This is a genomic window from Rhodococcus koreensis, assembly GCF_900105905.1.
GTDB classification, from domain to species: Bacteria; Actinomycetota; Actinomycetes; order Mycobacteriales; family Mycobacteriaceae; genus Rhodococcus_F; species Rhodococcus_F koreensis.
Genome location: NZ_FNSV01000005.1, coordinates 1,770,116 through 1,796,445, shown reverse-complemented (window position 1 = coordinate 1,796,445; position 26,330 = coordinate 1,770,116). Strand labels below are relative to the sequence as shown.

The following is a 26,330-nucleotide window of genomic DNA, read 5'->3' as shown; positions in this document are numbered from 1 at the left end:
ATTGCTGCCTAGTCGAAAGTCCTGCTGTGAGCACTTCCACCCCGGTCCGCCCCGAGCACCTCGGTGTCATCGCGCAACATCCGTCCGTCCGCAAGCTCGCCATGATCGCGCTCGCGCTCGGCGGCTTCGGGATCGGCACCACCGAGTTCGTGGCGATGGGACTGCTTCCCGAGATGGCGTCGAGCCTCGGGATCACCGAGCCGACGGCCGGGCACGTCATCTCGGCGTACGCCCTGGGCGTGGTCGTGGGCGCGCCGCTCATCGCCGCGCTCACCGCGCGGGTGCCCCGCAAGACGCTGCTGATCGCGTTGATGGCGGCGTTCACGATCGGCAACGCCGCCACCGTGTTCGCACCGAACTACGGGGTGCTGATGGCCGCGCGGTTCGTCGCGGGCCTCCCGCACGGCGCCTACTTCGGCGTCGCGGCCCTGGTGGCGGCGCACCTCGCCGAGCGCGGCCAGCGCGCCAGGGCGGTCGCGCTCGTCATGATGGGACTGTCGGTGGCCAACGTCGTCGGTGTTCCCGCCGCCTCGTGGCTGGGCCAGGCCTTCGGCTGGCGTAGCGCCTTCGCCCTCGTCGCACTGATCGGTGTCGTGACGCTGGGCGCGATCTGGTCCTGGGTTCCCGCGCTCGCCGCGATGCGGATGACGAATCCGCTCACCGAACTCGGTGCCCTGCGCCGTGCGCAGGTGTGGATGACGCTGATCATCGGCATGGTCGGGTTCGGTGGCATGTTCGCCGTCTACACCTACATCAGCACGACCCTCACCGACGTCGCCGGGCTGTCGCGGTCGCTGGTGCCGCTGGCCCTGATGATCTACGGGCTGGGCATGGTCGCGGGCAATCTGATCGGCGGGGCGCTCGCCGACAGGGCGCTGATTCCCGGTCTGTTCGCCGCGATGACGGCGCTCGGGGTGGTGCTCGGCATCTTCGTGATGGCCTCGCACAACCCGTACACGGCGCTGCTGCTGGTGTTCTTTGTCGGCGCCGCGGGCGCGTCGATGGTTCCCGGCCTGCAGACCCGGCTGATGGACGTCGCCGCCGACGCCCAGACCCTCGCCGCGTCGCTCAACCACGCGGCCCTCAACATCGCGAACGCGTTCGGGGCGTGGATCGGTGGCGTCGTCATCGCCGCCGGCTACGGCTACACGGCACCCGCCGCGGTGGGTGCGCTGCTCGCCGTCGCGGGCCTCGTGGTCCTCACCGTGGCCGTCGCGATGGAACGCCGCAGCGCCCGTTCGTCTCGGTAGCCGCGCTGTCGTACGCGTCCGCTACGGTGCTTGCCGTGCCACACATCATCACCACCGTCAATGTCAACGGAGTCCGCGCGGCCGCCCGCAAGGGGCTCACCGAGTGGATGGAGCGCACGGAGGCCGACGTCGTCTGCCTGCAGGAGACGCGGGCGTCGGACGAGCAGCTCGCGGAGACCCTCGCGCCCGCCCTGGAGGGCGGATGGAACCTGGCGTCCGCGGAACCGTCGTCGAAGGGGCGCAACGGCGTCGCGATCCTGTCCCGGAAGCCGGCCGACGCCGTCCGCGTCGGCCACGGTGACGAGGAGTTCGCGGCCGCGGGCCGCTACATCGAGGCGGACTTCGACGACCTCACGGTGGCGAGTCTGTACCTGCCTTCGGGGGAGGCCCAGACAGCCCGGCAGGAGGAGAAGGAGCGGTTCATGGACTCCTTCGCCCGGTACCTCACCGCCACCGCCGAGGCCGCCGTCGCGGCAGGCAGGCACGTCGTGGTCTGCGGCGACTGGAACATCGCCCACACCGAACTCGACCTGAAGAACTGGAAGACGAACAAGAAGAGCTCCGGGTTCCTGCCCCACGAGCGGGAATGGATGTCCGCGCTGTTCGCCGAGGACGCGCACTGGTCCGACGTCGTGCGCCTGCTCGAACCGGACGTCGCCGGACCGTACTCGTGGTGGTCGTACCGCGGGAAGGCGTTCGACAACGACTCCGGCTGGCGCATCGACTACCAGATCGCCACCCGCGAACTGGCGGAGCGCGCCAAGCAGGCCGTCGTCGAGCGCGCCGAAACCTACGACCAGCGGTGGTCCGATCACGCGCCGGTCACCGTCCAGTACCGCTGACGGGCGGTATCTGATTCGTGTCGTCACGGCACACGTGAAAAGATCAATACTCATGTCGACCCCTGCAGCTCAGAAACCCACCGCGAAACCGCGGGTGCTCTCCGGCATCCAGCCCACCGCCGACTCGTTCCACCTCGGCAATTTCCTGGGTGCTCTGCAGCAGTGGGTGCCTCTGCAGGACGACTTCGACGCGTTCTACTTCATCCCCGACCTGCACGCGATCACGGTGGCGCAGGACCCGAAGGAACTCCGCCGCCGCACGAAGATCGCGGCGGCACAGTTGCTGGCGCTGGGCATCGACCCCGACCGCGCCACGCTGTTCGTCCAGAGCCAGGTCCCCGAGCACGCGCAGCTGGCGTGGGTTCTCAACTGCATCACCGGTTTCGGTGAGGCCAGTCGCATGACGCAGTTCAAGGACAAGTCGTCGAAGCAGGGCAGTGAGAACGCCAGCGTCGGGCTGTTCACGTATCCGGTGCTGATGGCCGCCGACATCCTGCTGTACCGCCCACAGCGGGTCCCCGTCGGCGAGGACCAGCGTCAGCACCTCGAACTGGCCCGCGACCTCGCTCAGCGGTTCAACACCCGGTTCGGGAAGGCGTTCGTCATTCCCGAGGCCCAGATCATCAAGGGCACCGCCAAGATCTTCGACCTGCAGGATCCGATGTCGAAGATGAGCAAGTCCGGTCCGAGCCCGGCCGGCCTGATCAACCTGCTCGACGACCCCAAGGTGTCGGCGAAGAAGATCAAGTCCGCCGTCACCGACAACGAGCGGGAGATCCGGTACGACCCGCAGGCCAAGCCCGGTGTGAGCAACCTGCTCACCATCCAGTCGGCGTTGTCCGGCACCCCCGTGGAGACGTTGGTCGCCGGGTACGAGGGCAAGGGCTACGGCGACCTGAAAACCGATACGGCCGACGTTCTCGCCGAATTCGTGACACCGTTGAAAGCGAAAGTGGAGGGGTACCTCTCGGACGAGGCGGAACTCGATCGTGTCATCGCGGCCGGTGCCCACCGGGCCCGTGAAGTGTCGTCGCAGACGTTGGCGGCCGTGTACGAGAAGGTAGGGTTCCTGACACCGAAGGGATAGCACTGTGGCTGACGAACCGAGTTTTCTCGACAAGCAGCGGGCAGCGCGCCCCTGGTTCGACCATCTGATGCGGGCCGCCCAGCGGTACCAGAATCAGAAGGGTGACTACTACGCGGCGGGTATCACGTATTTCAGTGTGCTCGCACTGATTCCGATCCTGATGGTCGCGTTCGCCATCGCCGGTTTCGTGCTCGCCGGGCAGCCGGAGTTGCTGCAGGAACTGCAGGACGGCATCACGAAGAACGTGCCCGGAAGTCTCGGTGACACGCTCAACACCATCATCGATTCGGCCATCGCGTCCCGCGCCAGCGTGGGTGTCCTCGGTCTGCTCGGCGCCGCCTACGCCGGTCTGGGATGGATGGCGAACCTGCGCGACGCGCTCACGGCGATGTGGGAGAGCCAGCGCGAAACGAAGGGATTCGTGCGCACCAAGCTCGGCGACGTGGGCGCTCTGCTCGGGCTGGGCCTGGCGATGATCGTCTCGATCGGATCGTCCGCGCTGAGCAGTGGTCCGGTGGCCCGCACGGTCGTCGAGGTGCTCAACCTCGACGAGGTGACCGGCGTCGACGCCGGACTGCGCGCACTGTCGACCGTGCTCTCGCTGGTCGCGACGTGGGCGGTGTTCGCCTGGGTGATCGCCCGACTGCCCCGGGAGCCCGTGACGTTCCGCAGTGCGATCAAGGCGGCCCTGCTCGCGGCCGTGGTGTTCGAGATCTTCAAGCAGGTCGGCGCCATCTATCTCACGGCGGTCACCGCGGGTCCGGCAGGCGTGGCGTTCGGCCCGATCATCGGTCTGCTCGTGTTCATCTACCTGACCTGCCGGATGCTGCTCTTCTCGACGGCGTGGGCCGCGACCACCAGGGCCAGCATGGCGCTCGCGTTCGTGCCGCCGCCGGATCCGGCCGTCATCACGCCGCGGATCGAGGTCCACGAGGGTCCGGGTGTGCGTGGGGGACTCGCCCTGGTCGGTGTGGGGGCCCTCGCCGCGCTCGGGTTGTCCGGACTGTTCACCCGCAACAAGCGCTGATCCGGGAGCGTCAGCGCCTGCGGGACAGCCGGCGTGCGCAGAGCACCAGCACGAGGACGACGGCCGCCCCGACGATCCCCACACCCGCCCGCAGGGCCAGCGTGTTGTCGGGATGGTCGGAACCCGAGGCGACGACGGAACTCGTGGCAGCGGCCGAATCCTGTTGCGGCGGTGCGGCGAGCACCGCGGACGAGCCGTCCTCGGCCGGGTACAGGTCCTCCAGCGAACCCACCCGGGCGTCGCGGTCGAGGGCGAAACCGTAGTCCAGCAGTCGCGCTGCCTGTTCCCACGGGCGGATCGGCTGCGCCTCGGCTCCCATCAGCGTCACCATCAGGCGGCGGCCGTCGTGGTCGGCGCCGCCGACGTACGTGTGGCGCGCATCGTCGGTGAATCCGGTCTTGCCGCCCAGCGCGCCCGGGTAGTTGTAGAGCAGTTGATTGTCGTTGGCGAGCGCGAACGGCGGCCGGTCCTGGTCTTCCGGGATCGCGGGATCCTTCGGGAAGCCCGGGAACTGAACGGTTTCCGTGGAGATCAGCTCCGCGAACGTCGGGTTCTTCATCGCGTTGTGGAAGATCAGCGCGAGGTCGTACGGCGAACTGCTCATGCCGGGACCGTCGAGTCCGGACGGGGTCGCGGTCCTCGTGTCGTGAGCGCCGAGGGTGTCGGCGAGACGGTTCATCTTCTCGACCGTCGCGGCGTCGCCGCCGAGTTGCCGGGCGAGGAGGTGGGCGGCGTCGTTCCCCGACGCCATGACGAGGCCCTGCATCAGCTGCCGGTTCGTGTACTGACCGTTCTTGCCGATCCCGACCGCGCTGCCCTCCACCGCGGCGTCCTCGGCGGTGGCGGTCACGGTCTTGTCGAGGTCCAGTTCGCCCAGCGCCACGAGCGCGAGCAGCATCTTGATGGTGCTGGCCGGGCGGTACCGGCCGTGCGGGTCCTTCGCCGCGAGCACGTCGCCGCTGTCGATGTCGGCCAGCACCCAGCCGGACGCCACGATGTCGGCGGGCAGCGCGGGGGCGCCGTCGGGGAGCGTCACCCCGCATTCGGCGAGCTTCGGCCCGCCCACCGGCTGGTCGGGCACGGACACGGCGGTCGGTGCCGGATCGCCGGGCTGCGGCACCTCGGACAGGTCGATCGCGGGGGCCGGGGCCGACCGGTGCGGGCAGTCGTCGGTGTTCGGGATGGTGAACGGCGCCGAGATGGGGGAGGAGGGGACCGGGGGCGGGATCGCCCCGGCAGCGCTCACCGAGAGTCCGGCCAGCAGGGTTCCGGACACGACCGCGGTACACACTCGACGCCACATCATCGAAGAGGCAGCGTATGCGACGACCGGTCGACTTCCGAAAACGGACACGTGTCGACACGCTTTCGTGACGTCGTTGCGACCGTTCCGGAAGAGTGACGCCGGATCAGAGGAAACCCATGCCCCGGACGGCGTCGCGTTCGGATTCGAGTTCGGCCACCGACGCGTCGATCCGTTTCCGCGAGAAGTCGTCGATCTCCAGCCCCTCCACGACCTGCCAGGCCCCGTCGACCGACCGGACCGGGAACGAGCTGACGAGCCCGTCCGGCACCCCGTAGGCGCCGGTGGAGGGCAGCGCCACGGACGTCCAGTCGCCGTCCGGGGTGCCGAGCACCCAGTCGTGCACGTGGTCGATCGCGGCGTTGGCGGCGGAGGCCGCGGACGATGCGCCGCGGGCCTCGATGATCGCGCTGCCCCGGTTCGCGACGGTGGGAATGAAGTCGCCGGTGAGCCATTCGCGGTCCGCGGCGAACTCGGCGCCGGACCGGTCCCCGACCCGCGCGTGGAAGATGTCGGGGTACTGGGTGCCGGAGTGGTTGCCCCAGATCGTGACGCGGCTGATGTCCTTCACCGCGGCGCCGGAGTGCCGTGCGAGCTGGGCGATCGCGCGGTTGTGGTCGAGCCGGGTCAGCGCCGTGAACCGCTCCGCGGGTACGTCGGGGGCGTTGTTCGCGGCGACGAGCGCGTTGGTGTTGGCCGGGTTGCCCACGACCAGCACCCGGACGCCTTCCGCGGCAACCTGATTGATCGCGCGACCCTGCACGGTGAAGATCTGCCCGTTCGCGGCCAGCAGGTCGCCGCGCTCCATCCCCTTGGACCGGGGACGCGATCCGATGAGCAGGGCCACGTCGGTGCCGTCGAAACCCCGCTTCGGGTCGTCGTGCACCTCGACGTCGCGAAGGAGAGGGAAGGCGCTGTCGTCGAGCTCCATCGCGGTGCCTTCGGCCGCGGACACGGCGGACGGAATTTCCAAGAGCCGCAGTCGAATCGGAGTGTCGGGGCCGAGCATCGCGCCCGCGGCGATCCGGAACAGCGCCGCGTAACCGATACTTCCTGCCGCTCCGGTGACCGTGACCACTGCGGGAGTGGGCGACTGCGTCATGTGTGAACCTCGCTGTTCGTCGGGAGCATCCGTTCTCGACACTAGCGCGGGGATCTCACCGTGGGACGGCTCGGACAGTGAGCTTGGACACGACGCAGGGCGCCCCCGGCCGAAGTGGCCGGGGGCGCCCTGGAACGTGCTGAGAAGACCTCGGGTCAGCGTGCGAAGAGCAGCGCGCGCTTGACTTCCTGGATCGCCTTCGTCACCTGGATGCCGCGGGGGCACGCGTCGGTGCAGTTGAACGTGGTCCGGCACCGCCAGACGCCGTCCTTGTCGTTGAGGATGTCGAGACGCTCCGACGCACCCTCGTCACGGCTGTCGAAGATGAAGCGGTGCGCGTTGACGATGGCGGCGGGACCGAAGTAGCTGCCGTCGCTCCAGTACACCGGGCACGACGTGGTGCAGCAGGCACACAGGATGCACTTGGTGGTGTCGTCGAAACGGGCCCGGTCGTGCTGCGACTGGATGCGCTCACGGGTGGGCTCGTTGCCGGTGGTGATGAGGAACGGCTTCACGGCGCGGAACGCGTCGAAGAACGGCTCCATGTCGACGACGAGGTCCTTCTCCACCGGCAGGCCCTTGATGGGCTCGACGGTGATCGTCACCGGCTTGCCGTCCTTGGGCAGCATGTCCTTCATGAGGAGCTTGCAGGCCAGACGGTTGACGCCGTTGATCCGCATCGCGTCCGAACCGCACACGCCGTGGGCGCAGCTGCGGCGGAACGTCAGCGTGCCGTCGAGGTAGCCCTTCACGTACAGAAGCAGGTTCAGCATGCGGTCCGTCGGCAGCGCCGGAACCTGGAAGCTGTCCCAGTGCTGACCCTCGCCGGATTCCGGGTTCATCCGCGCGATCTTGAGGGTGACCATGACGGCGCCCTCGGGAACGGGAGGGAGATCCGACTTGTTCTCGCTCTTGTCGACTGCAGGTGCGCTCATCAGTACTTACGCTCCATCGGCTCGTAGCGGGTCTGGACTACCGGCTTGTAGTCGAGACGGATGTCGGAGAGCAGGCCGTCGCCCTCCTTGTATGCCATCGTGTGCTTCATGTACTCGGCGTCGTTGCGGTCCGGGAAGTCCTCGCGGGCGTGGCCGCCGCGCGATTCCTTGCGGTTCAGCGCGCCGACGACGGTGACCTCCGCCATTTCGAGGAGGAAGCCGAGCTCGATGGCCTCGAGCAGGTCGCTGTTGTAGCGCTTGCCCTTGTCCTGCACCGTGATGTGGTTGTAGCGCTCCTTCAGTGCACGCACGTCCTTGAGTGCCTGGGTGAGGCGCTCTTCCGTGCGGAACACGGAGGCGTTGTTGTCCATCGACTGCTGCAGCTCGGTGCGGATGTCCGCGACCCGCTCGTGACCGTGGTCCGACAGGATGGTGGCCATCCACTCGTCGACCATCTTCTCGGGCGTCTCCGGCAGGGCGACGAACTCGCTGTTGTTGGCGTGCTCGGCGGCGGCGATGCCGGCGCGGCGTCCGAAGACGTTGATGTCGAGCAGCGAGTTGGTGCCGAGACGGTTCGCGCCGTGGACGGACACGCAGGCGCACTCGCCCGCGGCGTACAGGCCCTGGACGATCTCGTCGTTGTTGCGGAGGACCTCACCGTTGATCCTGGTGGGGATGCCGCCCATGACGTAGTGGCAGGTGGGGTACACCGGCACGGGTTCCTTGACCGGATCCACACCGAGATACGTGCGGGAGAACTCCATGATGTCGGGGAGCTTCTCGTCGAGGACTTCCTCGGGGATGTGGGTCACGTCGATGTAGACGTAATCCTTGTTCGGTCCCGCGCCGCGTCCCTCGAGGACCTCGAGAACCATCGACCGCGCGACGATGTCACGGGGTGCGAGGTCCTTGATGGTGGGGGCGTAGCGCTCCATGAACCGCTCGCCGTCGGCGTTGCGGAGGATGCCGCCCTCACCGCGCACGGCCTCGGAGATGAGGATGCCGAGCCCGGCCAGGCCTGTCGGATGGAACTGGTGGAACTCCATGTCCTCCAGCGGGAGGCCCTTGCGGAAGATGATGCCCATGCCGTCACCGGTGAGGGTGTGCGCGTTGGACGTCGTCTTGTACATGCGTCCCGAGCCGCCGGTGGCGAACACGATGGACTTCGCGTGGAAGACGTGGATCTCGCCGGTGGCCAGCTCGTAGGCGATGACGCCGGTGGCGACCGGGCCGTTCTCCGTCTCGGTGATCGCGATGTCGAGGGCGTAGAACTCGTTGAAGAACTCGACGTCGTGCTTGACGCAGTTCTGGTAGAGCGTCTGCAGGATCATGTGACCGGTGCGGTCCGCGGCATAACATGCGCGGCGCACGGGGGCCTTACCGTGATCGCGGGTGTGACCACCGAAACGACGCTGGTCGATCTTGCCCTCGGGCGTGCGGTTGAACGGCAGACCCATCTTCTCGAGGTCGAGCACCGCGTCGATGGCCTCCTTGGCCATGATCTCGACGGCGTCCTGGTCGGCGAGGTAGTCGCCGCCCTTGACCGTGTCGAAGGTGTGCCACTCCCAGTTGTCTTCCTCCACGTTCGCCAGCGCGGCGCACATGCCGCCCTGGGCCGCGCCGGTGTGGCTGCGGGTGGGGTAGAGCTTGGTCAGTACCGCGGTGCGGGCGCGGGGACCGGCCTCGATCGCTGCGCGCATGCCGGCGCCGCCGGCACCGACGATGACCACGTCATAACGGTGTTCCTGCATGAAGTCTGTGCTCCCCTAGCTCGCCGAGATATTGGGGTCGAAGGTGAAGATGACGTACGTGCCGAGGCCCATGATCAGGATCATCGAGAGAACGAGGATCGTGGTCAGCCAGAAGCGCGTGGAGTCCTTGCGGGAGTAGTCCGCGATGACCGTGCGGAGTCCGTTTCCGCCGTGCAGCTGGGCAAGCCACAGCATGGTGAGGTCCCAGAACTGCCAGAACGGGCTGGACCAGCGGCCTGCGACGAACGCGAAGTTGATGCGGTGCACACCGTCGTCGAGCATCAGCATGATGAAGAGGTGGCCGAGCACGAGGAAGATCAGTGCGAGACCGGAGAACCGCATGAACAGCCAGGCGTACAGCTCGAAGTTGTTCTTCGAGGTCCGGCGCGGAGAGCGCGGGTTGTCCAGGCTGGCGGGACGGTCGTAGGTCTTGCCGAGACTCTTGGCTTCTGTCGTCATGTCAGTGCCCCGCAAACATGTTGTAGAAGATGCGGCCTGCGCCCGGGATCATCACCAGGAACCAGATCGCGAGGATTACCCAGAGCATCAGGCGCTGGTACTGCGGTCCCTTGGACCAGAAGTCCACCAGCATCACCCGGACACCGTTCAGTGCGTGGTACAGCACCGCGGCGACGAGAGCGAGCTCCATGAGCCCGACGATCGGGTTCTTGTAGGTCTCGATGACACTGTCGTACGTGTCGGGATTCACCCGCACGAGCGCGGTGTCCAGCACGTGCACGAATAGGAAGAAGAACGTCATTACGCCTGTGATCCGGTGCAAAACCCAGGACCACATTCCGGGGTCGCCCCGGTAAAGCGACCGTGTGCGCTCCTTGGCCGGAGCGGCTTCAGTCGTAGTACTCATCGAGTGCTGTGCCTCCAACGTCATTGGTGGACGTGTCGAGTCTGCGCAGCGTTGCGGACATACCACAACTGGGGACCCGACGTGATCCTGAACCGACTTCTCTGAACTCTAAACCCAACAGAAACGCGGGAACTAATTCGAGTCGGGGTTCGTACCGCCCCTGCAAATGAACTTAGGTTTGCCTCTCCAATACGGATCGGGCCGTCCTGGGCGATTCTCTGCATCCATTCAGCCCACGTGATTGGATGGGTAACCATGGTCGAGATCGATTGGAAACTGTTGCGCGCCAACGCGCATGAGGTGATGGAGAGGGCCTACGCGCCCTACTCCGGGTTCGCGGTGGGATCGGCGGCGCTGGTGGACGATGGACGAATCGTCGTCGGATGCAATGTGGAAAATGTCTCATACGGTTTGGGGCTCTGCGCCGAATGCGTACTGGTCGGTAACTTGTTTGCGGGCGGCGGCGGGCGATTAATCGCCTTCACCTGCTGTGACGCGAGTGGCGACATACTCATGCCGTGCGGACGCTGCCGGCAGATTCTCTTCGAGCACGGCGGCCCCGGACTGCTCGTCGACCACCGGGCCGGCGTGCGCCCATTGGAACAGCTGCTGCCGGACGCTTTCGGTCCGGAGGAGAAGGGGAGAATCACCCATGCATGACGCGTCGTCGATCATCGCCGCCAAACGCGACGGCCGAGAACTGTCCGGTGCAGAGATCGACTGGGTGGTGGAGGCATTCACCCGAGGTGTCGTGGCCGACGAGCAGATGTCGGCTCTGGCGATGGCGATCTTCTTCCGCGGGATGACGCGCGAGGAGGTGAGTCGCTGGACCACGGCGATGATCTCGTCCGGTCACCGCCTCGACTTCACTCACCTCGGCCGCCCCACCGTGGACAAGCACTCGACGGGTGGTGTGGGCGACAAGATCACGCTCCCGCTCGCACCACTGGTCGCCGCGTGCGGCGCCGCGGTGCCGCAGCTGTCGGGGCGGGGGCTGGGCCACACCGGCGGAACCCTCGACAAGCTCGAGTCGATCCCGGGCTGGCGGGCCGACCTCGACACGTCGGAGATGGCCGAGATCCTGTCCGACCCCGAGGTCGGCGCCGTCGTGTGCGCGGCAAGCTCGGACCTGGCGCCGGCGGACCGGCGGTTGTACGCACTGCGGGACGTCACCGGGACGGTCGAGTCGATTCCCCTGATCGCCAGCTCGATCATGAGCAAGAAGATCGCCGAGGGCACCGGCGCACTGGTCCTCGACGTGAAGGTCGGTTCGGGCGCGTTCATGAAGAAGCTCGACGACGCACGCGAGCTGGCCCAGACGATGGTCGACCTCGGGAACGACGCCGGGGTGCGGACGATGGCATTGCTCACGGCGATGGACGCGCCCCTCGGTCACACCGCGGGCAATGCGCTGGAGGTGCGGGAATCGCTGGAGGTGCTCGCCGGGGGCGGCCCGTCCGACGTCGTGGAGCTGACCCTCGAGCTCGCCCGAGAAATGTTGAAGGCAGCCGGAATCGACGGCGTCGACCCGGCCGACAAGCTGCGGGACGGCTCCGCCATGGACCGCTGGCGGAGAATGATCGCCGCCCAGGGCGGCGACCCCTACGCCCCGCTGCCGACGGCCCGGCACACTGAGGTGCTGCTCTCCGAGTCCGACGGTGTGGTGTGCGGTCTCGACGCCATGGCCGTCGGGCTCGCCGCGTGGCGGCTCGGTGCGGGCCGCGCACGGCAGGGCGAGCCGGTGCAGGCCGGGGCCGGCATCGAACTGCACGCGAAGCCGGGGGAGACGGTGTCGGTGGGCACCCCGCTCGTCACGCTGCACACCGACACGCCCGAACGGTTCGCCGCCGCGAAAGCCGCACTTTCCGAAGCCTGGACCGTCGTGGCCGACGCGCCGCCGGTGACGACACCGCTCGTCATCGAGCGGATAGAGGATCCCTCACGCTAACGTCGTCCCATGACCGCACTGGATCTGTCGGCCCTGCGCCGAGCGCCGAAGGTGTTGCTGCACGACCATCTCGACGGAGGTCTCCGGCCCGAGACGGTTCTCGAACTCGCCCGCGACTGCGGCTACGACGCGCTGCCCGCCGACACCGCGCCCGCGCTCGCGAAGTGGTTCCGGGAGGCCGCGGACAGCGGGTCCCTCGAGCGGTACCTCGAGACGTTCGCCCACACCGTCGCCGTCATGCAGACACCTGCAGGGCTCGAACGCGTCGCCCGTGAATGCGCCGAGGACCTCGCCGCCGACGGCGTGGTCTACGCCGAGGTCCGGTTCGCCCCGGAGCAGCACCTCGAAGAGGGGCTGACCCTCGACGAGGTGGTGGAACAGGTCCTGCTCGGATTCGAGGCGGGGGAGTCCGCGGCGGAGGTGCGCGGCCAGAACATCCGGATCGGCGTCCTGCTCACCGCGATGCGGCACGCGGCGCGGTCCCGGGAGATCGCGGAACTGGCGATCCGGTTCCGGGACCGAGGCGTCGTCGGATTCGACATCGCAGGCGCCGAGGCTGGGAATCCGCCCAGCCGCCATCTCGACGCCTTCGAGTACATGCGGGGCAGCAATGCGCACTTCACCATTCACGCGGGTGAGGCGTTCGGCCTGCCGTCCATTCACGAGGCCATTGCGTTCTGCGGCACGGACCGCCTCGGCCACGGGGTCCGGATCACCGACGACATCACGATCGGCGACGACGGTGTCCCGGTGCTCGGCAAGCTCGCGAACTATGTGCGGGACAAGAGGATTCCCCTGGAGTTGTGTCCCAGCTCCAACGTTCAGACCGGGGCCGTGGACGCGCTCGAGAACCATCCGTTCGACCTGCTCGCCCGGCTGCGGTTCCGCGTCACGGTCAACACCGACAACCGGCTGATGAGCGACACCAGCATGAGTCAGGAGATGCTCCGCCTGGTCGAGACGTTCGGCTACGGCTGGACGGATCTCGAGCGCTACACCATCAACGCGATGAAGTCGGCGTTCATCCCGTTCGATCAGCGGCTGCAGCTGATCGACGAGGTGATCAAGCCGGGATTCGCCGTGCTGGTGGGCTGAGCGTCCCGTCGGCGGGCGCTCAGACCTTCCGCAGGCGGGCCTCGAATTCCCGCTCGAGCGTCCGCCACGCCTCGGCCTCGGCGTCGAAGGGCGCGCTCGGCGCCATCCGCGTCGGGTCCGGGTTGAGGACGAACGAGACGTACCAGCCCAGCGGGTCGGACGACGCGAGCGCGGTTTCCACCGAGTCGTCGTCGGCGAAATCGGCTGCATCGGTGAACAATTCGACGGCGAGGTCCAGCTGGTCCGCGTCGACGGACTCCGGGCCTGCGGCCAGGTCGTCGGCGAGTCCGGGCAGGACGTACACGTTCTCGTCGGTGACCTCGACCTCAAGCGACCCGTCGACCGCCGCCACCTGGATCTCCTCGTACGTGCTGACCTGAGCGAGGGCGTGCTCGTGGTTGTCGGCGAGGTACCGGGCCAGTGCCCGCTCGGACGTGAATACGAAGATCGCGCCGTCACGCCCGAGGAAGATCGCGTCGTCGTCGAGGTAGCACCGGAGCGTGAAGTACGTCTCCCCGGACGTGATGATCTTGACGGGGTCGACACCCACCGCACCCCAGAACGAGTCGTCTTCCTCCTCGTCGTCCTCGGTGTTCAGGTCGAGTGCGACGAACTCCTCGTCTTCCTCGGCCTCCTCGGCGACGTCGTCCACGTCGACGGTGTTCTCGTCGGCGGCCACCAGTTCGGCCTCGGCCACGGCTACAGCCTCGGCGTCCACCTCGGGGGTGGCGACGATGTTGTCGACGGCGTCGAGGACGTCATCCCAGCCCTTCGCGATCGCAGTCCCGATCTGCGCCCACAGTTCCTCGCCCTCGCGTCCCTCGAAAGCGCTGGCGCCTGCCGGGAGCGCACCGAGAATGGGATTCGCGCTGAAGAACTTGGTGACCGCGTCCAGTTCGCAGACCTCACCGATGTTGCGCACCATGTTGAGGGTGTCTTCGAGTTCGCTCACGACGACGGCGTCGGGGTCACTCGCCGCCAGCTCGGGCACACCGATCAGATCGAAGCAGAAGTTCTCGTCGGGCTCGAGTTCGGCGGCGGAGAGCCCGGACACCACGCCCCACGCGGGGTGCTCGACGAGGTCGTTGTCGGTATTGGTGCGGATGAAGGCAGCGAGTTCTGCCACTGATTCGAACCCGTAGAGGTCTTCCTCGTGACCAAGGAATGCTTCCCACTCGTCGTCGCCTTCACGCCACCGTGGTGCCCACAGTGTCACGAGGTCGCCGTCGGTGAGACCGAGTTCGATCGGGACGATGTCTCCAGCCATGGCGCGAAGCCTATCGACCCCGCGGCCAAAGTTATACCCGGGCTGTGTGCGGACCGTTTCCGACGCCCGTCGCCGCCGTGCCGCGGCGGCCGCGACCCGGAACGTTCGACCCGGTACGCCACGGTCCGCGACTTCGCCGGACAGTGAGGTCACACCCTCCCGAACCCGTCCTGCAGCGCCGCCAGGACCCGGGTCCGCTGTTCGGTGGCGAGCCGGGCCGCCTCCTGGGTGGTGCTCGTGATCATCGCCGCGAGAGTGCGGGCGTCAAGGCTCGCGATGGAATCGTCCATCCACAGACCGGTCAACGTGCCGTTCCCGTCGACCTCGGCCGTCACCTGATCGGACTCGCTCGACGCCCGCGCCGTGATCGACTGCAGCCCGGCGAGGGCCTCCTCGAGCAGGTTCACCTGTTCGGTGGCCCGGCCGACGATCGCATCCATGTCGTGTTCGCTCACAGTGGCCGCATCCAGCTCGTCGGGGTGGGTTCTTCCTCGTCCTCGATCGCCTGCGCGGCGGCGACGTCGGCGCGCGTGGGCAGCCCGAGCTTGTCGAGGATCTCGGCGGGCATGCCGTCACGGGCGAGTTCGTCGCGGCGGCGCGCGCCGGCCTCCATCGCCGAGCGCCGGCACAGGGTCAGGATCTCGTCCGCGAGCCGCTGGCCGCCGTAGCGGAGTTCGCGCGGATCGATGCGGAGTTCGAGCGGCAGACCCTGCTCGGTGGTCCGGACCGAGACGGTGCCGGAGCGATTGCTGACTGCGGCCGTGGTGCCGGCCGGGGGCGGGGTGGGGGGAAACATGATTCCTGTCATTCCGTGGGTCGGTAGAAGCCGTAGAAGCCCATGCCGCTGTTGCTGGTTCGGATCGGACCGACCTGCACGGGATCACCGGCCTAGACGAGCTGGCCGTTGCCGATCACCATCGCCACGTGGCCGTCCCACACGGCGAGGTCGCCGGGCATCAGGTCGCCCGGGTCGACGGCAGTGCCGACGTTCTGTTCCTGCGCCAGGCGCGGAAGACCCACGCCCGCTTCGCCGTAGGCCCACTGGGGCAGCCCGCTGCAGTCGAGGCCCTCGCCGGGCGACGTCCCGCCCCAGACGTACGGGACACCCTGCTGCGACAGCGCGTTGCGGACGGCGTCGGCCGCCTCCTTGCCTTGTTGGGGGCGACGGCGGTGCTGCCGTCGGGCAGGACCACCTCGACGCCCTCGCCGCCGTGGGCGGGATCCGAGGTGGACGGCGCCTGACCGGCTCCTCCCGATCTGCCCGTGAGGGAATCCGCCCGCGACCCGCCCGCCGCGCATCCGCCCGACGAGTGCGTGGCCGGGGCGGAGATGCTCGTCAGGCCCGACATCGGCGACGAACCCGAGGAACTCACGAACCCGGACGCCGCACGGCTGACCACGTCGGAGCCGCGGGTGCGACGGGGGCCGCGGAGGCGGGCGCCGTGCTCGCTGCGGTCGTGCTCGCGGGTGCGGTGGCGGCGGGCGCGGACGGGATGTCTTCGGCCGGTGTGAGGGTGACCATCTTCCCGGTCTGCTCGGCGAGTTCGGCCCGCACCTTCGCGACGACCGCGGTGGCCGGCCGAGGTGGTCGAGTGCCGCCGCGACGATCATCGCCTGACCGGGCGGGGTGACGAGGGCGGGTCCGGCCGCGACCGCGAGGGAGATGAACGACTGCAGGATCTCCTGCAACTGCAGCATTCCTGGCCGGACGATCTCGGAGGCCTCGGCGACGACGGCAGCCATGTCGTTGCCGCGATCGGAGACCGCGACCGTCGCACGCTGCGCCTCCTCGGTCTTCACGATCGCACCGGTGCCGCCCTTGCCCTGCCAGTCGCCGTAGATCGAGCTGATGCCTGTGCGCCCGGTGTCGTTCACCGCGTCGATGGCGATCGAGGACGCGCGCAGGGCGTCGGCGGGTCCGCCTGCGGGAAGGACTCCGCTGCCGAACGCGCCGAGCAGATCGAGGATCGGGCGGGTGAGGAGGTCGATGGGGATCACTGTCAGGCCTCCAGCCCGACCGCGTCCGCGGCGAGCGCGGCCGTGGTGGCCGCCTCGGTGCCCTCGTACGCGGCGGCATTCGCGAGCGCGGTCGCGCTGATTCCGCCGAGCACGCCGGACAGCTTCTCGATGGAGGCCAGGTGCGCGGCGTGCGCTGTCGCGAAGGCGGCGACGAAATCGCCGGCCGATCACCCCGAAGACCGGACCGAGCAGCAGCGGTCCCGCGGCGGCGGCCCCGAGACCCGCGGCCTGCATCTCCACGGACATGGTCGCGGCTATGGCCGCGAACTCGGCAATACTCGCGGTATCCGCCCTCAAGTCGTTCATCGTCATCCCCCCAGTCGGATTTGATCCGTGAGTCTTTCGGCGCAAACCCGGTCCTTCAGGTCCGGGATAGCCGATCTGGTTTGTCGGACTGTGTGGCTAGTGTCTGGGTTATGGCGGGGAGGGTGGTGAAGCGGGCGTTCAAGTTTCGTTTCTATCCGACTGCGGTGCAGGCGGAACAGCTTGCTCGGACGTTCGGGTGTACCCGGTATGTCTACAACCGGGCGTTGGCGGAGAGGTCGCGGGCGTGGTCGCAGGAGCAGCGACGGGTCACCTACAGCGACACCTCGAAGATGCTCACCGGGTGGAAGCGGGACGCGGAGACGGAGTGGTTGGCGGAGCCGTCGAAGGGGCCGTTGCAGGAGTCGCTGCGGCAGTTGCAGGGTGCGTTCGAGAGGTTCTGGCGCACGCAGGCCGGCTACCCGCAGTTCAAGAGGAAGGGGCAGTCGAAGGATTCGGCGACCTACTTCTCGAACTGCTTCAGCTACCGCGGCGGGCAGCTCCGGTTGGCCAAGCAGTCCGAACCCCTGGAGATCCGGTGGTCGAGGCCGCTACCGGAGGGGGTGACACCGTCGCAGGTGACGGTGTCGCGCAATGCTCGCGGTCAGTACCACATCTCGATCCTCGTCGAGGACACCATCAGCGAACTCGAGCCGACCGATCGGGTGGTCGGGCTCGATGCCGGGATCACCAGCCTCTACACACTCTCGACGGGGGAGAAGATCACCAACCCGCGCCACGAGCGCAGGGACCGTGAGCGGCTGGCGAAAGCGCAGCGGGTGCTGGCCAAGAAGGAGAAGGGGTCCCGGAACCGGGTCAAGGCTCGACTGAAGGTCGCGAAGATTCATGGTCGGATCGCCGATCGTCGCCGCGATTATCTGCACAAACTTTCCACTCGGCTGGTGCGCGAAAATCAAGTGATCGCCATCGAGGATCTGAGTGTGCGGAATATGGTGAAGAATCGGTCGTTGTCTCGGGCGATCTCGGATGCGGGGTGGTCCGAGTTCCGGTCGATGCTCGAGTACAAGGCCGCCTGGTACGGGCGCCGGGTGGTGGCGATCGACCGGTTCTGTCCGTCGTCGAAGACCTGCTCGGTGTGTGGGGAGATCGCGTCGACGATGCCGCTGGACGTGCGGGAGTGGACGTGCCGATGCGGCGCCGTCCACGACCGGGACGTGAACGCCGCTAAGAATATTTTGGCCGTCGGACTGACGGTGGCAGCCTGCGGAGACGGTGTGAGACCACCTCGCACATAACGTGTGGGGCGGCGACTGTCGGTGAAACAGGAACCTCGAGACGTGAGTCCCGAGGGGAATCTCGGTCGTTCACGGCCGAGAGGACGTCAAACCGGTCACCATATTGGACGCGGGGGGACACCGATCCGGTTCCACCCCCCGATTCGCCGAGAATTGCGCTCCTGCGAAATCTCGACGCGCGCCCCCTTATTCTTCGAGCATGAACACGCACGTCGTCGACCACCCGCTCGCAGCAGTCCTCCTGACCACGATGCGCGATGCGCGCAGCGACAATGCCACATTTCGTGCCGCCTTGCGAAGGCTGACGCACATGCTGGTGTACGAGGCGATGCGCGAGGCTCCGGTCGACACGTTCGACGTGGTCACCCCCATCGCGACCACCGACGGGGTGCGGCTCAGCCATCCGCCGCTACTCGTTCCTGTCCTGCGCGCCGGGCTGGGCATGGTCGAGCAGGCCAGCAGCCTGATCCCGCAGGCGCGAGTCGGTTTCGTCGGCATGGCCCGCGACGAAGATACGCATCTGCCGGTGCCGTATCTCGAGTCGCTCCCCGCGGACCTGTCCGGCATCCCGGTGTACGTCCTCGACCCCATGCTGGCCACCGGCGGTTCGATGGTGCACACGATCGACCTGCTCGTCGCCCGCGGCGCCACGGACGTCACCGCCGTGTGCGTCGTCGCGGCGCCCGAAGGGGTTGCCGCCCTCACGGCGTCCGGCCATCCCGTGCGACTCGTCACCGCGGCAGTCGACGAGGGACTGAACGGGGACGCGTTCATCGTGCCCGGCCTCGGCGACGCCGGTGACCGCCAGTTCGGGCCGCGCTGACGCCTCGGCTACAGGGCTTCGGCGAACTCGCGCAACAGGTTCAACCGCGTCGCGGCCGTCTCGCGCGCCGTGGGTAGCGCCGACCGATCCGGCACCGGGACGACCACCTCCAGGTAGCCCTTGAGCTTGGGTTCGGTCCCGGAGGGGCGCACGACCACCCGGACCGTCGACCCGGCGAGGACGACGGCGTCGGTCCGGGACTGCCCGCGCAGTTCCGCCAGATCGGTGGCCTCGACGGGCTCACCGGCCAGTTCGGCCGGCAGGTCCGCCCGCAGCCGGCGCATCATCGCGGTGATGTCGGCGAGGTCGGTGACGCGGCGCGACACCTGGTCTCCGGCGTGCAACCCGAATTCGAGCGCGTACTCGTCCAGCCGGTCGAGGAGTGTCGCCCCGTCCGCCCGCAGGGTGGCCGCGAGGTCGGCGGCCACCACCGCCGCGGAGATACCGTCCTTGTCGCGCACCGACTCCGGGTCGACGCAGTGACCGATCGCCTCCTCGTATGCGTACACGAGACCCTCGCCCGCCCGGACGAGCCACTTGAAGCCGGTGAGAGTCCGGGCGAAGCGGGCGCCGCGGGCCGCGGCGAGCTTCCCGAGGAGTGCCGACGAGACGATCGTCGTCGCGACGAGTGAATCCGCCGGGGCGGATGCGAGGACGTGGTCGCCGAGCAGGACCCCCGTCTCGTCTCCGCGGAGCATCCGCCAGCCGTCCGGCCCGCGTACACCGACCGCGCATCGGTCCGCGTCGGGGTCGAGGGCCAGCGCGAGGTCGGCGTCGACGTCTGCGGCGAGCGCGAGTACGGCGTCCGAGGCGCCCGGCTCCTCGGGATTGGGGAACTCGACGGTCGGGAAGTCCGGGTCGGGGTCGAACTGCGCGGCGACGGTGTGGACGTCGGTGAACCCGGCGGATTTCAGTGCGGCGAGCGCGGTCTCGCCGCCGACGCCGTGCATGGCGGTGAGCGCGATCCGCACGGATCGCGACCCGCCCCTCGGCAGGGACGCGACCCGGTCGACGTAACGGTCGAGGAGTTCCTCGGACGCCGGGGTCACCGGGATCCGGGGAACGAGATCCGCCCGCCCGATCCTTGTGATCGCCGCCTCGATCTCCCGGTCGGACGGCGAGATCAACTGGGCGCCGCCGTCGAGGTAGACCTTGTACCCGTTGTCGGCGGCGGGATTGTGGGAGGCGGTGATCTGCACGCCGGCGGCGGCCCGGAGGCGGCGGACCGCAAACGCGACGATCGGGGTGGGCAGGGGCCGGGGGAGGAGGACGACCGAGAATCCCGCGCCCGCCAGCACTTCCGCGGCGGCGACGGCGAACTTCTCCGATCCGTGCCGCGCGTCGCGCCCGACGACGACGGTGGAGCCGCCCAGGCAGCGATCTTTCAGCCATGCGCCCAGCCCGGCGGTCGTGCGAATCACGACGGCGAGGTTCATGCCGTTCGGGCCCGCCCGCACCGGCCCGCGCAGTCCTGCGGTCCCGAAACTCAGCGGCGCGGCGAAGCGGTCGGCGAGCTCGTCGGCGGACAGGTTCGCGAGTTCCGCCCGCGTGCCGGGGTCGGGGTCGGCGTCGATCCAGTCCGCGATCGGATCGTTCACAAGCGCTCCACCAGTTCTCGCAGGAGCCCGCCCATGCGATCGGCGGACGCCCGGCCGGCGGCGAGGACCTCCTCGTGGTTCAGGTGCTCGCCGGTGATGCCCGCCGCGAGGTTCGTCACCATCGAGATCCCGAGGACCCGGGCGCCGAGCGCCCGCGCTGCGATCGTCTCGTGGACCGTGGACATGCCGACGAGGTCGGCGCCGATCGTCCGCAGCATGCGGATCTCGGCCGGGGTCTCGTAGTGCGGGCCCGGCAGACCGGCGTAGACGCCTTCGCTGAGCGAACCGTCGATGTCGCGGGCGAGGGCCCGCAGTTCGGGGTCGTACGCGTCGACGAGGTCCACGAACTCGGCGCCCACGAGTGGTGACCGGGCCGTGAGGTTGAGGTGATCGCTGATCAGCACCGGCTGTCCGACGGTGAAGTCCTCGCGGATCCCGCCTGCGGCGTTCGTCAGGATGACGGTCGACGCCCCGGCGGCGATGGCCGTGCGCACCGGGTGGACGACGGACGACAGCGGATGGCCCTCGTAGGCGTGGGTGCGGCCGAGCAGGACGAGGATCCGTTTGCCGCCCACCTCCACGGAGCGGATCGTTCCGGCGTGTCCCGCGGCGGACGGCGGGGTGAACCCCGGGAGGTCGGCCATCGGGACGGTGCAGAGTGATTCGCCGAACCGGTCGGCGGCGGCATTCCACCCCGATCCGAGGACGACGGCGATCGAGTGTTCGGCGCAGTTCGTGTGCGCGGCGAGCGCGGCGGCCGCGGCGTCTGGCGTTCCCATGAGGCGATAGTCTTCCACTCATGCCCTATCTCGATCGCGACGGCGACGTATTCATCCTGTACCTCGGTACCGAGGGCGAGACGGACAACGAGAACCGCTTCCACCCGGATTGGATCGACGCCACCCACGCCGCGCTCGACGAGGTCGAAGCCCACGAGGGTCCCGCAGCGCTGGTGACGACCGCGACGGGCAAATTCTTCACGAACGGTCTGGACACCACGTGGATCTTTACCAACACGGACAAGCTCCCGGACTACCTCGACCGCGTGCACACGATCTACAGCCGCCTGCTCGCGTTCCCGATGGCCACCGTCGCCGCCGTCCGGGGGCACGCTTTCGGTGCCGGCGCAATGCTCGCCACGTCGCACGACTTCCGGGCGATGCGCGCCGACCGCGGCTTCTACTGCCTTCCCGAGGTGTCGCTGAACATGCCGTTCACCGTCGGGATGTCTGCGCTCCTGAACACGCGCCTGCCCAAGCAGACCGCGGTCGAGGCGATGACGACCGGTCGCCGCTACGGCGGTTCCGACGCGCTCGCCGCGGGCATCGTCGACCAGATCGAGGAGGGGGACGCCGTCCTCTCCGCCGCTGTGACACGGGCCGCCGCGCTCACCGCGACCCGCGGCGCCAACCTGGCCGGGATCAAGCGCGGAATCCATCACGACGCCCTCGCCGCGCTCGCCACGGCGACGGACAAGAGCAACTTCAGCTTCGGGTGAGAGAATGAGCACGTGAATGCGGATGTCGAGGCGGCGGTCAGGTCAATCGAGACCGATCTGATCGCGCTGTCCCATTCGATCCACAGCGAACCGGAACTCGCGTTCGAGGAGTTCCGGAGCGTCGCGAAGATCACCGAACTGCTCAAACGCAGCGGGTTCGACGTGCGCACGGGCATCGCGGACCTGCCGACGGCGTTCGACGCCACATTCGGCAGCGGCGACCTCGTCATCGGCATCTGCGCCGAATACGACGCGCTGCCGGAGATCGGGCACGCGTGCGGGCACAACATCATCGCGGCGTCCGCGGTCGGCGCCGGAGTCGCGCTCGCCACGGTGGCCGAACGGCTCGGGATCACGGTGCGGGTCATCGGGACGCCCGCGGAGGAGAGCGGCGGCGGGAAGATCGCCATGCTCGAGAAGGGTGTCTTCGACGGGGTCGCGGCCGCACTGATGGTGCATCCGGGTCCGATCGACATCACAGGAGCGACGTCGCTCGCGCTGGCCGACATCGCGGTCACGTTCAACGGCCGCGAAGCGCACGCCTCGGCGGCGCCGGAGTTCGGGCGCAACGCCGCCGACGCCGCGACCGTCGCCCAGGTCGGTATCGGCCTGCTGCGCCAACATCTCTCGCCGGGACAGCAGATCCACGGCATCGTCTCCGACGGCGGCACCGCGCCCAACATCGTTCCCGCCCGCTCCGAAATGCTGTACTACCTGCGCGCCGAGACGGCGTGGGCGCTGTCCGAGCTGACGGCCCGCGCGGAAGCGTGCTTCGCGGCCGGGGCACTCGCCACCGGGTGTACCCACGAGATCCGCACGGTGTCGCCCACGTACACGGAACTGACACCGGACCCCTGGCTGGTGGCGACGTACCGGGAGCAGATCCTCGACATGGGACGGACGCCGTTGCCGCTCGAATGGGAAGGTGTCCGCCCGCTGGGCAGCACCGACATGGGCAACGTCACCAACGTCCTGCCCGGAATTCACCCGATCATCGGCCTCGACTCGGGAGGTGCGGTGACGCATCAGCCGCAGTTCGCGGCGGCGTGCATCACCGAATCCGCCGACCTGGCCGTGATCGACGGAGCGATTGCCCTGGCTCGCACGGCGGTTCGCGCTGCGACGGACGACGAACAGCGGGTGCGGCTGTTGGAAGGAGTTGATCGCCGGTGAACGCGGCAGTCGACAAATGGATTCTCGCTCACACCGACGAACTGTCCCAGTGGCGGCGGCACATCCACGCCAATCCCGAACTCGCGCGACACGAGTACGCGACGACGGAATTCGTGGCGACCCGCCTGGCCGCGGCGGGACTGTCACCCGAACTGCTGCCCGGGGGAACGGGGCTCACGTGCGATCTCGGGCCGTCGGACGGTCCCCGCATCGCGTTGCGCGCCGACATGGACGCGCTCCCGCTCCAGGAACTCACCGGTGCCACGTACTCGTCGACGGTGCCGGGCGTGTCGCACGCGTGCGGGCACGACGCGCACACCACCATCCTGCTGGGAACCGGTCTCGCCCTCAGCGAGATCCCCGACCTGCCGGTGGGTGTCCGGCTCATCTTCCAGCCGGCCGAGGAGGTCATGCCGGGCGGTGCGCTGGAGGTCGTCGCGGCCGGACGGCTCGAGGGTGTGTCGCGGATCTTCGCCCTCCACTGCGATCCGCGGCTCGCGGCCGGGCGGGTCGGGGTGCGACTGGGCGCGATCACGTCCGCGGCCGACACGATCGAGGTCGTGCTCGACTCGCCGGGCGGCCACACGTCGCGTCCGCACCTGACCACCGACCTCGTGTTCGCACTGGGAACCGTCGTCACCGGACTGCCGGGCATGCTCAGCAGGCGGATCGACCCGCGGACCGGCACCGTCATGGTGTGGGGCGCCGTGAGCGCCGGCCGGGCCCCGAACGCCATCCCGCAGACCGGCATGATGACCGGCACCGTGCGGACCGGCGATCACGAGACGTGGGAGATGCTCGAGCCGCTGGTCCGGGAGATCGTCCACGGACTCCTGGCGCCCACCGGGGTGCGGTATCAGCTGAACTACCGCCGCGGCGTCCCGCCCGTCGTCAACGACGAGGTGTCGACGCGCATGTTCGAGGACGCGATCCGCACCGTCGGCCCGGACGCCCTCGCCGACACGCCGCAGTCGGGCGGCGGCGAGGACTTCTCCTGGTATCTCGAAGAGGTGCCCGGCGCGATGGCCCGGCTCGGCGTCTGGTCGGGCGTCGGCGAGCAACTCGACATCCACCAGCCCACGTTCGATCTGGACGAGCGGGCGCTCGGCGTCGGGGTGCGGGTGCTGTCGAGCCTGGTGCTGGGCTGAGGCGCAGCACCAGGCGGTTCTGCCGGGCGGTGCTATTCGGTGCCCGGTCCGACGTTGCGGCTGTTGCGGGTACGCAGGTCGCGCACGTAGTCGGCGGGGGCCCCGGCGATCTCCGCGGCGTCGGCCATCACCCCGAGGTAGCGGGCCGACGGCAGGCCGCCCTCGTACGCGTCGAGCACGTACAACCAGGCGAGTTCCGGTTCGCCGACGGTGTCCACGCGGACGCGGATCTTGCGGTGGATGCCGAGTTCGGAGCCCTCCCATCGGTCGAGGCTGACCTCGTCCTCCTCGGGGACGTCGTACAGCACGACGAACACCTTGGAATCGGGGTCCTCGACCACGGTGGCGAGTGCGCCCTCCCAGCCGATGTCCCCGCCACTGAACGTCAGTCGCCAGCCGTGCAGCCAGCCCGTCCCCGCCATCGGCGAATGAGGGCAGCGCTGCAACATCTGCTCGGGATGCATGTTGGACCCGTAGGCGGCATAGATCGACACGGCGGCAAGCCTAAACGGTGGCTAGTAATCTGTTGCATGCAGTGCACGACACGACGCGCTGCGATCGTAGGAAAAGCTGGCCGGAGACCCCGGTCGACAGGTGAATTGGAGGACAGATGACCCGAATCGTGATCATTGGTGGCGGGCCTGCCGGATACGAGGCAGCGTTGGTGGCCGCACAGCACGGCGCCTCCGTCTCCTTGATCGATTCGGACGGGGTGGGCGGCGCCTGCGTTCTGTTCGACTGCGTGCCGTCCAAGACCTTCATCGCCTCCACCGGAGTGCGCACCGACATGCGGCGCGCCACCGACCTGGGGATTGCGCTCGATCCCGAGCAGGCCACGGTCGCCCTGCCGAAGATCCACGCCCGTGTGAAGAGCCTCGCCCAGGCGCAGTCCTCCGACATCCGCACGCGGCTGCAGACCGTGGGTGTCGAACTGCTGTCGGGCACCGCCGAGCTCACCGACCAGCGGCTCGGCATGGCGTCGCATCAGGTGTGTGCGACCCTTGAGAACGGCGAGAAGAAGACGCTCGACGCCGACGTCGTCCTCATTGCCACAGGCGCGAGCCCCCGGGTGATCCCCGGGGCGGAGCCGGACGGCGAGCGGATCCTGACGTGGCGCGACCTCTACGACCTCGACGAGCTGCCCACGCACCTCGTCGTCGTCGGTTCCGGTGTGACCGGTGCCGAGTTCGTGTCCGCCTACACCGAGATGGGTGTCAAGGTCACCCTGGTGTCCAGCCGCGACCGCGTCCTGCCCGGTGAGGACGCCGACGCCGCCCTCGTTCTCGAGGACGTCCTCGCCGAACGCGGCGTCACCCTCGTCAAGCACGCCAGGGCCGACGCCGTCAAGCGCACCGAGGACGGCATCGTCGTCGTCCTCGCGGACGGCCGCACCGTCGAGGGCAGCCACGCCCTGATGACCGTCGGTTCGGTGCCCAACACGCAGGGCCTCGGGCTGGAGAAGGTCGGCATCGAGCTCGACAAGGGCGGATACCTGCGCGTGGACCGGGTGTCGCGGACGCCGGTGTCCGGGATCTACGCCGCGGGTGACTGCACCGGCCTGCTGCCGCTGGCGTCGGTCGCCGCCATGCAGGGCCGCATCGCGATGTACCACGCGCTCGGTGAGGGCGTCAGCCCCATCAAGCTGAAGACGGTGGCGTCGGCCGTGTTCACCCGCCCCGAGATCGCCACCGTCGGCGTCAGCCAGGCCGCGATCGACGACGGCGAGGTCCCGGCCCGCACCGTCATGCTCCCGCTCAACACCAACCCGCGCGCGAAGATGTCCGGGCTGCGCCGCGGTTTCGTGAAGATCTTCTGCCGTCCGGCCACCGGTGTGGTGATCGGCGGCGTGGTGGTGGCCCCCAACGGGTCGGAGCTGATCCTGCCCATCGCGATCGCCGTCCAGAACAACCTCACCGTCAATGATCTCGCCGCGACGTTCTCGGTGTACCCGTCGCTGACGGGGTCGATCACCGAGGCGGCTCGCCAGCTGATGCGGCACGACGACCTGGACTGATCCCGAAATGTGAGAATCGCATTTCA

At 68.5% G+C, this 26,330-nt stretch carries 25 protein-coding genes and 1 pseudogene; 13 read left to right on the top strand and 13 right to left on the bottom strand.

The window, feature by feature from the left end:
* The first annotated feature begins 26 nt into the window (after positions 1 to 26).
* The 4 genes from BLV94_RS13150 to yhjD are packed head-to-tail and all read left to right on the top strand — an operon-like array spanning position 27 to position 4,206.
* On the top strand, positions 27 to 1,250 hold the full coding sequence (locus BLV94_RS13150; RefSeq protein ID WP_083395565.1) for an MFS transporter: 1,224 nt from the start codon (positions 27 to 29) through the stop codon (positions 1,248 to 1,250).
* A gap of 35 nt (positions 1,251 to 1,285) precedes the next feature.
* Entirely contained in the window at positions 1,286 to 2,092 is an 807-nt protein-coding gene (locus BLV94_RS13145) for an exodeoxyribonuclease III (protein WP_074933964.1), read from the top strand.
* 52 nt (positions 2,093 to 2,144) lie between these two features.
* Positions 2,145 to 3,179 (top strand): tryptophan--tRNA ligase, encoded by a 1,035-nt coding sequence (gene trpS / locus BLV94_RS13140; RefSeq protein WP_072948992.1) that lies wholly within the window; start codon positions 2,145 to 2,147, stop codon positions 3,177 to 3,179.
* Between the two features lie 4 nt (positions 3,180 to 3,183).
* Positions 3,184 to 4,206: an inner membrane protein YhjD gene (yhjD, locus tag BLV94_RS13135; protein WP_072948994.1), complete on the top strand. Its 1,023-nt coding sequence runs from the start codon at positions 3,184 to 3,186 to the stop codon at positions 4,204 to 4,206.
* A 10-nt stretch (positions 4,207 to 4,216) separates the two neighbouring features.
* On the opposite strand, the gene BLV94_RS13130 is transcribed toward yhjD, so the two are convergent.
* The 6 genes from BLV94_RS13130 to sdhC all read right to left on the bottom strand — a co-directional run bounded on the left by BLV94_RS13130 (position 4,217) and on the right by sdhC (position 10,162).
* Positions 4,217 to 5,497 carry a D-alanyl-D-alanine carboxypeptidase family protein gene (locus BLV94_RS13130; RefSeq protein ID WP_072948996.1) on the bottom strand — a complete coding sequence of 427 codons (1,281 nt, stop codon included), beginning with the start codon at positions 5,495 to 5,497 and terminating at the stop codon, positions 4,217 to 4,219.
* 118 nt (positions 5,498 to 5,615) lie between these two features.
* Positions 5,616 to 6,611, bottom strand: coding sequence for a malate dehydrogenase (locus BLV94_RS13125; RefSeq protein WP_072948998.1), 996 nt, complete (start codon positions 6,609 to 6,611; stop codon positions 5,616 to 5,618).
* A 155-nt stretch (positions 6,612 to 6,766) separates the two neighbouring features.
* Positions 6,767 to 7,546, bottom strand: a complete 780-nt coding sequence (locus tag BLV94_RS13120) for a succinate dehydrogenase iron-sulfur subunit (protein WP_005256985.1) — start codon at positions 7,544 to 7,546, stop codon at positions 6,767 to 6,769.
* Positions 7,546 to 9,297, bottom strand: coding sequence for a succinate dehydrogenase flavoprotein subunit (sdhA, locus tag BLV94_RS13115; RefSeq protein WP_072949000.1), 1,752 nt, complete (start codon positions 9,295 to 9,297; stop codon positions 7,546 to 7,548). The genes BLV94_RS13120 and sdhA overlap by 1 nt, the downstream gene beginning before the upstream one ends.
* A 15-nt stretch (positions 9,298 to 9,312) precedes the next feature.
* Positions 9,313 to 9,756: a succinate dehydrogenase hydrophobic membrane anchor subunit gene (locus tag BLV94_RS13110; RefSeq protein WP_005239887.1), complete on the bottom strand. Its 444-nt coding sequence runs from the start codon at positions 9,754 to 9,756 to the stop codon at positions 9,313 to 9,315.
* Between the two features lies 1 nt (position 9,757).
* Complete coding sequence (gene sdhC, locus BLV94_RS13105) at positions 9,758 to 10,162, bottom strand: succinate dehydrogenase, cytochrome b556 subunit (protein ID WP_005239889.1); 405 nt, start codon at positions 10,160 to 10,162, stop codon at positions 9,758 to 9,760.
* Positions 10,163 to 10,417: 255 nt separating this feature from the next.
* Between sdhC and BLV94_RS13100 the strand changes: the two genes are divergently transcribed.
* Genes BLV94_RS13100 through BLV94_RS13090 form a run of 3 tightly spaced genes read left to right on the top strand, consistent with a single transcriptional unit; the run spans position 10,418 to position 13,205 of the window.
* Entirely contained in the window at positions 10,418 to 10,822 is a 405-nt protein-coding gene (locus tag BLV94_RS13100; RefSeq protein ID WP_072949002.1) for a cytidine deaminase, read from the top strand.
* Positions 10,815 to 12,110, top strand: coding sequence for a thymidine phosphorylase (locus tag BLV94_RS13095; RefSeq protein ID WP_072949004.1), 1,296 nt, complete (start codon positions 10,815 to 10,817; stop codon positions 12,108 to 12,110). The genes BLV94_RS13100 and BLV94_RS13095 overlap by 8 nt, the downstream gene beginning before the upstream one ends.
* A 9-nt stretch (positions 12,111 to 12,119) precedes the next feature.
* A complete protein-coding gene (locus BLV94_RS13090; RefSeq protein WP_072949006.1) occupies positions 12,120 to 13,205 on the top strand; it encodes an adenosine deaminase in 1,086 nt (361 codons plus the stop codon).
* 19 nt (positions 13,206 to 13,224) lie between these two features.
* Here the strand turns inward: BLV94_RS13090 and BLV94_RS13085 are convergent, their stop codons facing one another.
* The 4 genes and pseudogenes from BLV94_RS13085 to BLV94_RS51775 all read right to left on the bottom strand — a co-directional run bounded on the left by BLV94_RS13085 (position 13,225) and on the right by BLV94_RS51775 (position 16,470).
* Positions 13,225 to 14,472 carry a primosomal protein gene (locus tag BLV94_RS13085; RefSeq protein ID WP_072949008.1) on the bottom strand — a complete coding sequence of 416 codons (1,248 nt, stop codon included), beginning with the start codon at positions 14,470 to 14,472 and terminating at the stop codon, positions 13,225 to 13,227.
* A 149-nt stretch (positions 14,473 to 14,621) separates the two neighbouring features.
* Positions 14,622 to 14,927 carry a YbaB/EbfC family nucleoid-associated protein gene (locus BLV94_RS13080; protein WP_072949010.1) on the bottom strand — a complete coding sequence of 102 codons (306 nt, stop codon included), beginning with the start codon at positions 14,925 to 14,927 and terminating at the stop codon, positions 14,622 to 14,624.
* The gene (locus tag BLV94_RS13075; RefSeq protein WP_054247568.1) at positions 14,924 to 15,268 is read right to left on the bottom strand and encodes a hypothetical protein; all 345 of its coding nucleotides are present in this window, start codon (positions 15,266 to 15,268) and stop codon (positions 14,924 to 14,926) included. The genes BLV94_RS13080 and BLV94_RS13075 overlap by 4 nt, the downstream gene beginning before the upstream one ends.
* Positions 15,269 to 15,276: 8 nt before the next feature.
* Positions 15,277 to 16,470, bottom strand: a pseudogene (locus BLV94_RS51775) (C40 family peptidase).
* A gap of 437 nt (positions 16,471 to 16,907) precedes the next feature.
* Here BLV94_RS51775 and BLV94_RS13060 point away from each other — a divergent pair.
* Both BLV94_RS13060 and upp read left to right on the top strand, forming a co-directional pair.
* Entirely contained in the window at positions 16,908 to 18,050 is a 1,143-nt protein-coding gene (locus BLV94_RS13060) for an RNA-guided endonuclease TnpB family protein (protein WP_072949012.1), read from the top strand.
* Positions 18,051 to 18,249: 199 nt separating this feature from the next.
* Positions 18,250 to 18,873: a uracil phosphoribosyltransferase gene (gene upp, locus BLV94_RS13055; RefSeq protein WP_072949014.1), complete on the top strand. Its 624-nt coding sequence runs from the start codon at positions 18,250 to 18,252 to the stop codon at positions 18,871 to 18,873.
* 8 nt (positions 18,874 to 18,881) lie between these two features.
* On the opposite strand, the gene BLV94_RS13050 is transcribed toward upp, so the two are convergent.
* Together BLV94_RS13050 and BLV94_RS13045 are read right to left on the bottom strand one after the other, a co-directional pair.
* On the bottom strand, positions 18,882 to 20,471 hold the full coding sequence (locus BLV94_RS13050; protein ID WP_072949015.1) for a phospho-sugar mutase: 1,590 nt from the start codon (positions 20,469 to 20,471) through the stop codon (positions 18,882 to 18,884).
* Entirely contained in the window at positions 20,468 to 21,250 is a 783-nt protein-coding gene (locus tag BLV94_RS13045; RefSeq protein ID WP_072949057.1) for a purine-nucleoside phosphorylase, read from the bottom strand. The genes BLV94_RS13050 and BLV94_RS13045 overlap by 4 nt, the downstream gene beginning before the upstream one ends.
* 20 nt (positions 21,251 to 21,270) lie before the next feature.
* Between BLV94_RS13045 and BLV94_RS13040 the strand changes: the two genes are divergently transcribed.
* The 3 genes from BLV94_RS13040 to BLV94_RS13030 are packed head-to-tail and all read left to right on the top strand — an operon-like array spanning position 21,271 to position 24,290.
* The gene (locus BLV94_RS13040) at positions 21,271 to 21,969 is read left to right on the top strand and encodes an enoyl-CoA hydratase/isomerase family protein (RefSeq protein ID WP_072949017.1); all 699 of its coding nucleotides are present in this window, start codon (positions 21,271 to 21,273) and stop codon (positions 21,967 to 21,969) included.
* 12 nt (positions 21,970 to 21,981) lie between these two features.
* On the top strand, positions 21,982 to 23,142 hold the full coding sequence (locus BLV94_RS13035; protein ID WP_072949019.1) for a M20 family metallopeptidase: 1,161 nt from the start codon (positions 21,982 to 21,984) through the stop codon (positions 23,140 to 23,142).
* On the top strand, positions 23,139 to 24,290 hold the full coding sequence (locus tag BLV94_RS13030) for a M20 family metallopeptidase (RefSeq protein ID WP_072949020.1): 1,152 nt from the start codon (positions 23,139 to 23,141) through the stop codon (positions 24,288 to 24,290). The genes BLV94_RS13035 and BLV94_RS13030 overlap by 4 nt, the downstream gene beginning before the upstream one ends.
* Before the next feature lie 32 nt (positions 24,291 to 24,322).
* Here BLV94_RS13030 and BLV94_RS13025 read toward each other — a convergent pair whose 3' ends face one another.
* Positions 24,323 to 24,784 carry a gamma-glutamylcyclotransferase family protein gene (locus BLV94_RS13025; protein WP_015890025.1) on the bottom strand — a complete coding sequence of 154 codons (462 nt, stop codon included), beginning with the start codon at positions 24,782 to 24,784 and terminating at the stop codon, positions 24,323 to 24,325.
* Between the two features lie 116 nt (positions 24,785 to 24,900).
* Here BLV94_RS13025 and BLV94_RS13020 point away from each other — a divergent pair, with 116 nt between their 5' ends.
* A complete protein-coding gene (locus tag BLV94_RS13020) occupies positions 24,901 to 26,304 on the top strand; it encodes an NAD(P)H-quinone dehydrogenase (RefSeq protein ID WP_072949022.1) in 1,404 nt (467 codons plus the stop codon).
* Positions 26,305 to 26,330 lie beyond the last annotated feature (26 nt).

Excerpts from the sequence above, each read along its gene's own strand:
- trpS (WP_072948992.1), top strand. The coding sequence starts at position 2,145 with ATGTCGACCCCTGCAGCTCAGAAACCCACCGCGAAACCGCGGGTGCTC.
- BLV94_RS13125 (WP_072948998.1), bottom strand. The coding sequence starts at position 6,611 with ATGACGCAGTCGCCCACTCCCGCAGTGGTCACGGTCACCGGAGCGGCA.
- BLV94_RS13120 (WP_005256985.1), bottom strand. The coding sequence starts at position 7,546 with ATGAGCGCACCTGCAGTCGACAAGAGCGAGAACAAGTCGGATCTCCCT.
- sdhA (WP_072949000.1), bottom strand. The coding sequence starts at position 9,297 with ATGCAGGAACACCGTTATGACGTGGTCATCGTCGGTGCCGGCGGCGCC.
- BLV94_RS13110 (WP_005239887.1), bottom strand. The coding sequence starts at position 9,756 with ATGACGACAGAAGCCAAGAGTCTCGGCAAGACCTACGACCGTCCCGCC.
- sdhC (WP_005239889.1), bottom strand. The coding sequence starts at position 10,162 with ATGAGTACTACGACTGAAGCCGCTCCGGCCAAGGAGCGCACACGGTCG.
- BLV94_RS13100 (WP_072949002.1), top strand. The coding sequence starts at position 10,418 with ATGGTCGAGATCGATTGGAAACTGTTGCGCGCCAACGCGCATGAGGTG.
- BLV94_RS13095 (WP_072949004.1), top strand. The coding sequence starts at position 10,815 with ATGCATGACGCGTCGTCGATCATCGCCGCCAAACGCGACGGCCGAGAA.
- BLV94_RS13090 (WP_072949006.1), top strand. The coding sequence starts at position 12,120 with ATGACCGCACTGGATCTGTCGGCCCTGCGCCGAGCGCCGAAGGTGTTG.
- BLV94_RS13085 (WP_072949008.1), bottom strand. The coding sequence starts at position 14,472 with ATGGCTGGAGACATCGTCCCGATCGAACTCGGTCTCACCGACGGCGAC.
- BLV94_RS13075 (WP_054247568.1), bottom strand. The coding sequence starts at position 15,268 with ATGTTTCCCCCCACCCCGCCCCCGGCCGGCACCACGGCCGCAGTCAGC.
- BLV94_RS13060 (WP_072949012.1), top strand. The coding sequence starts at position 16,908 with ATGGCGGGGAGGGTGGTGAAGCGGGCGTTCAAGTTTCGTTTCTATCCG.
- upp (WP_072949014.1), top strand. The coding sequence starts at position 18,250 with ATGAACACGCACGTCGTCGACCACCCGCTCGCAGCAGTCCTCCTGACC.
- BLV94_RS13045 (WP_072949057.1), bottom strand. The coding sequence starts at position 21,250 with ATGGGAACGCCAGACGCCGCGGCCGCCGCGCTCGCCGCGCACACGAAC.
- BLV94_RS13040 (WP_072949017.1), top strand. The coding sequence starts at position 21,271 with ATGCCCTATCTCGATCGCGACGGCGACGTATTCATCCTGTACCTCGGT.
- BLV94_RS13020 (WP_072949022.1), top strand. The coding sequence starts at position 24,901 with ATGACCCGAATCGTGATCATTGGTGGCGGGCCTGCCGGATACGAGGCA.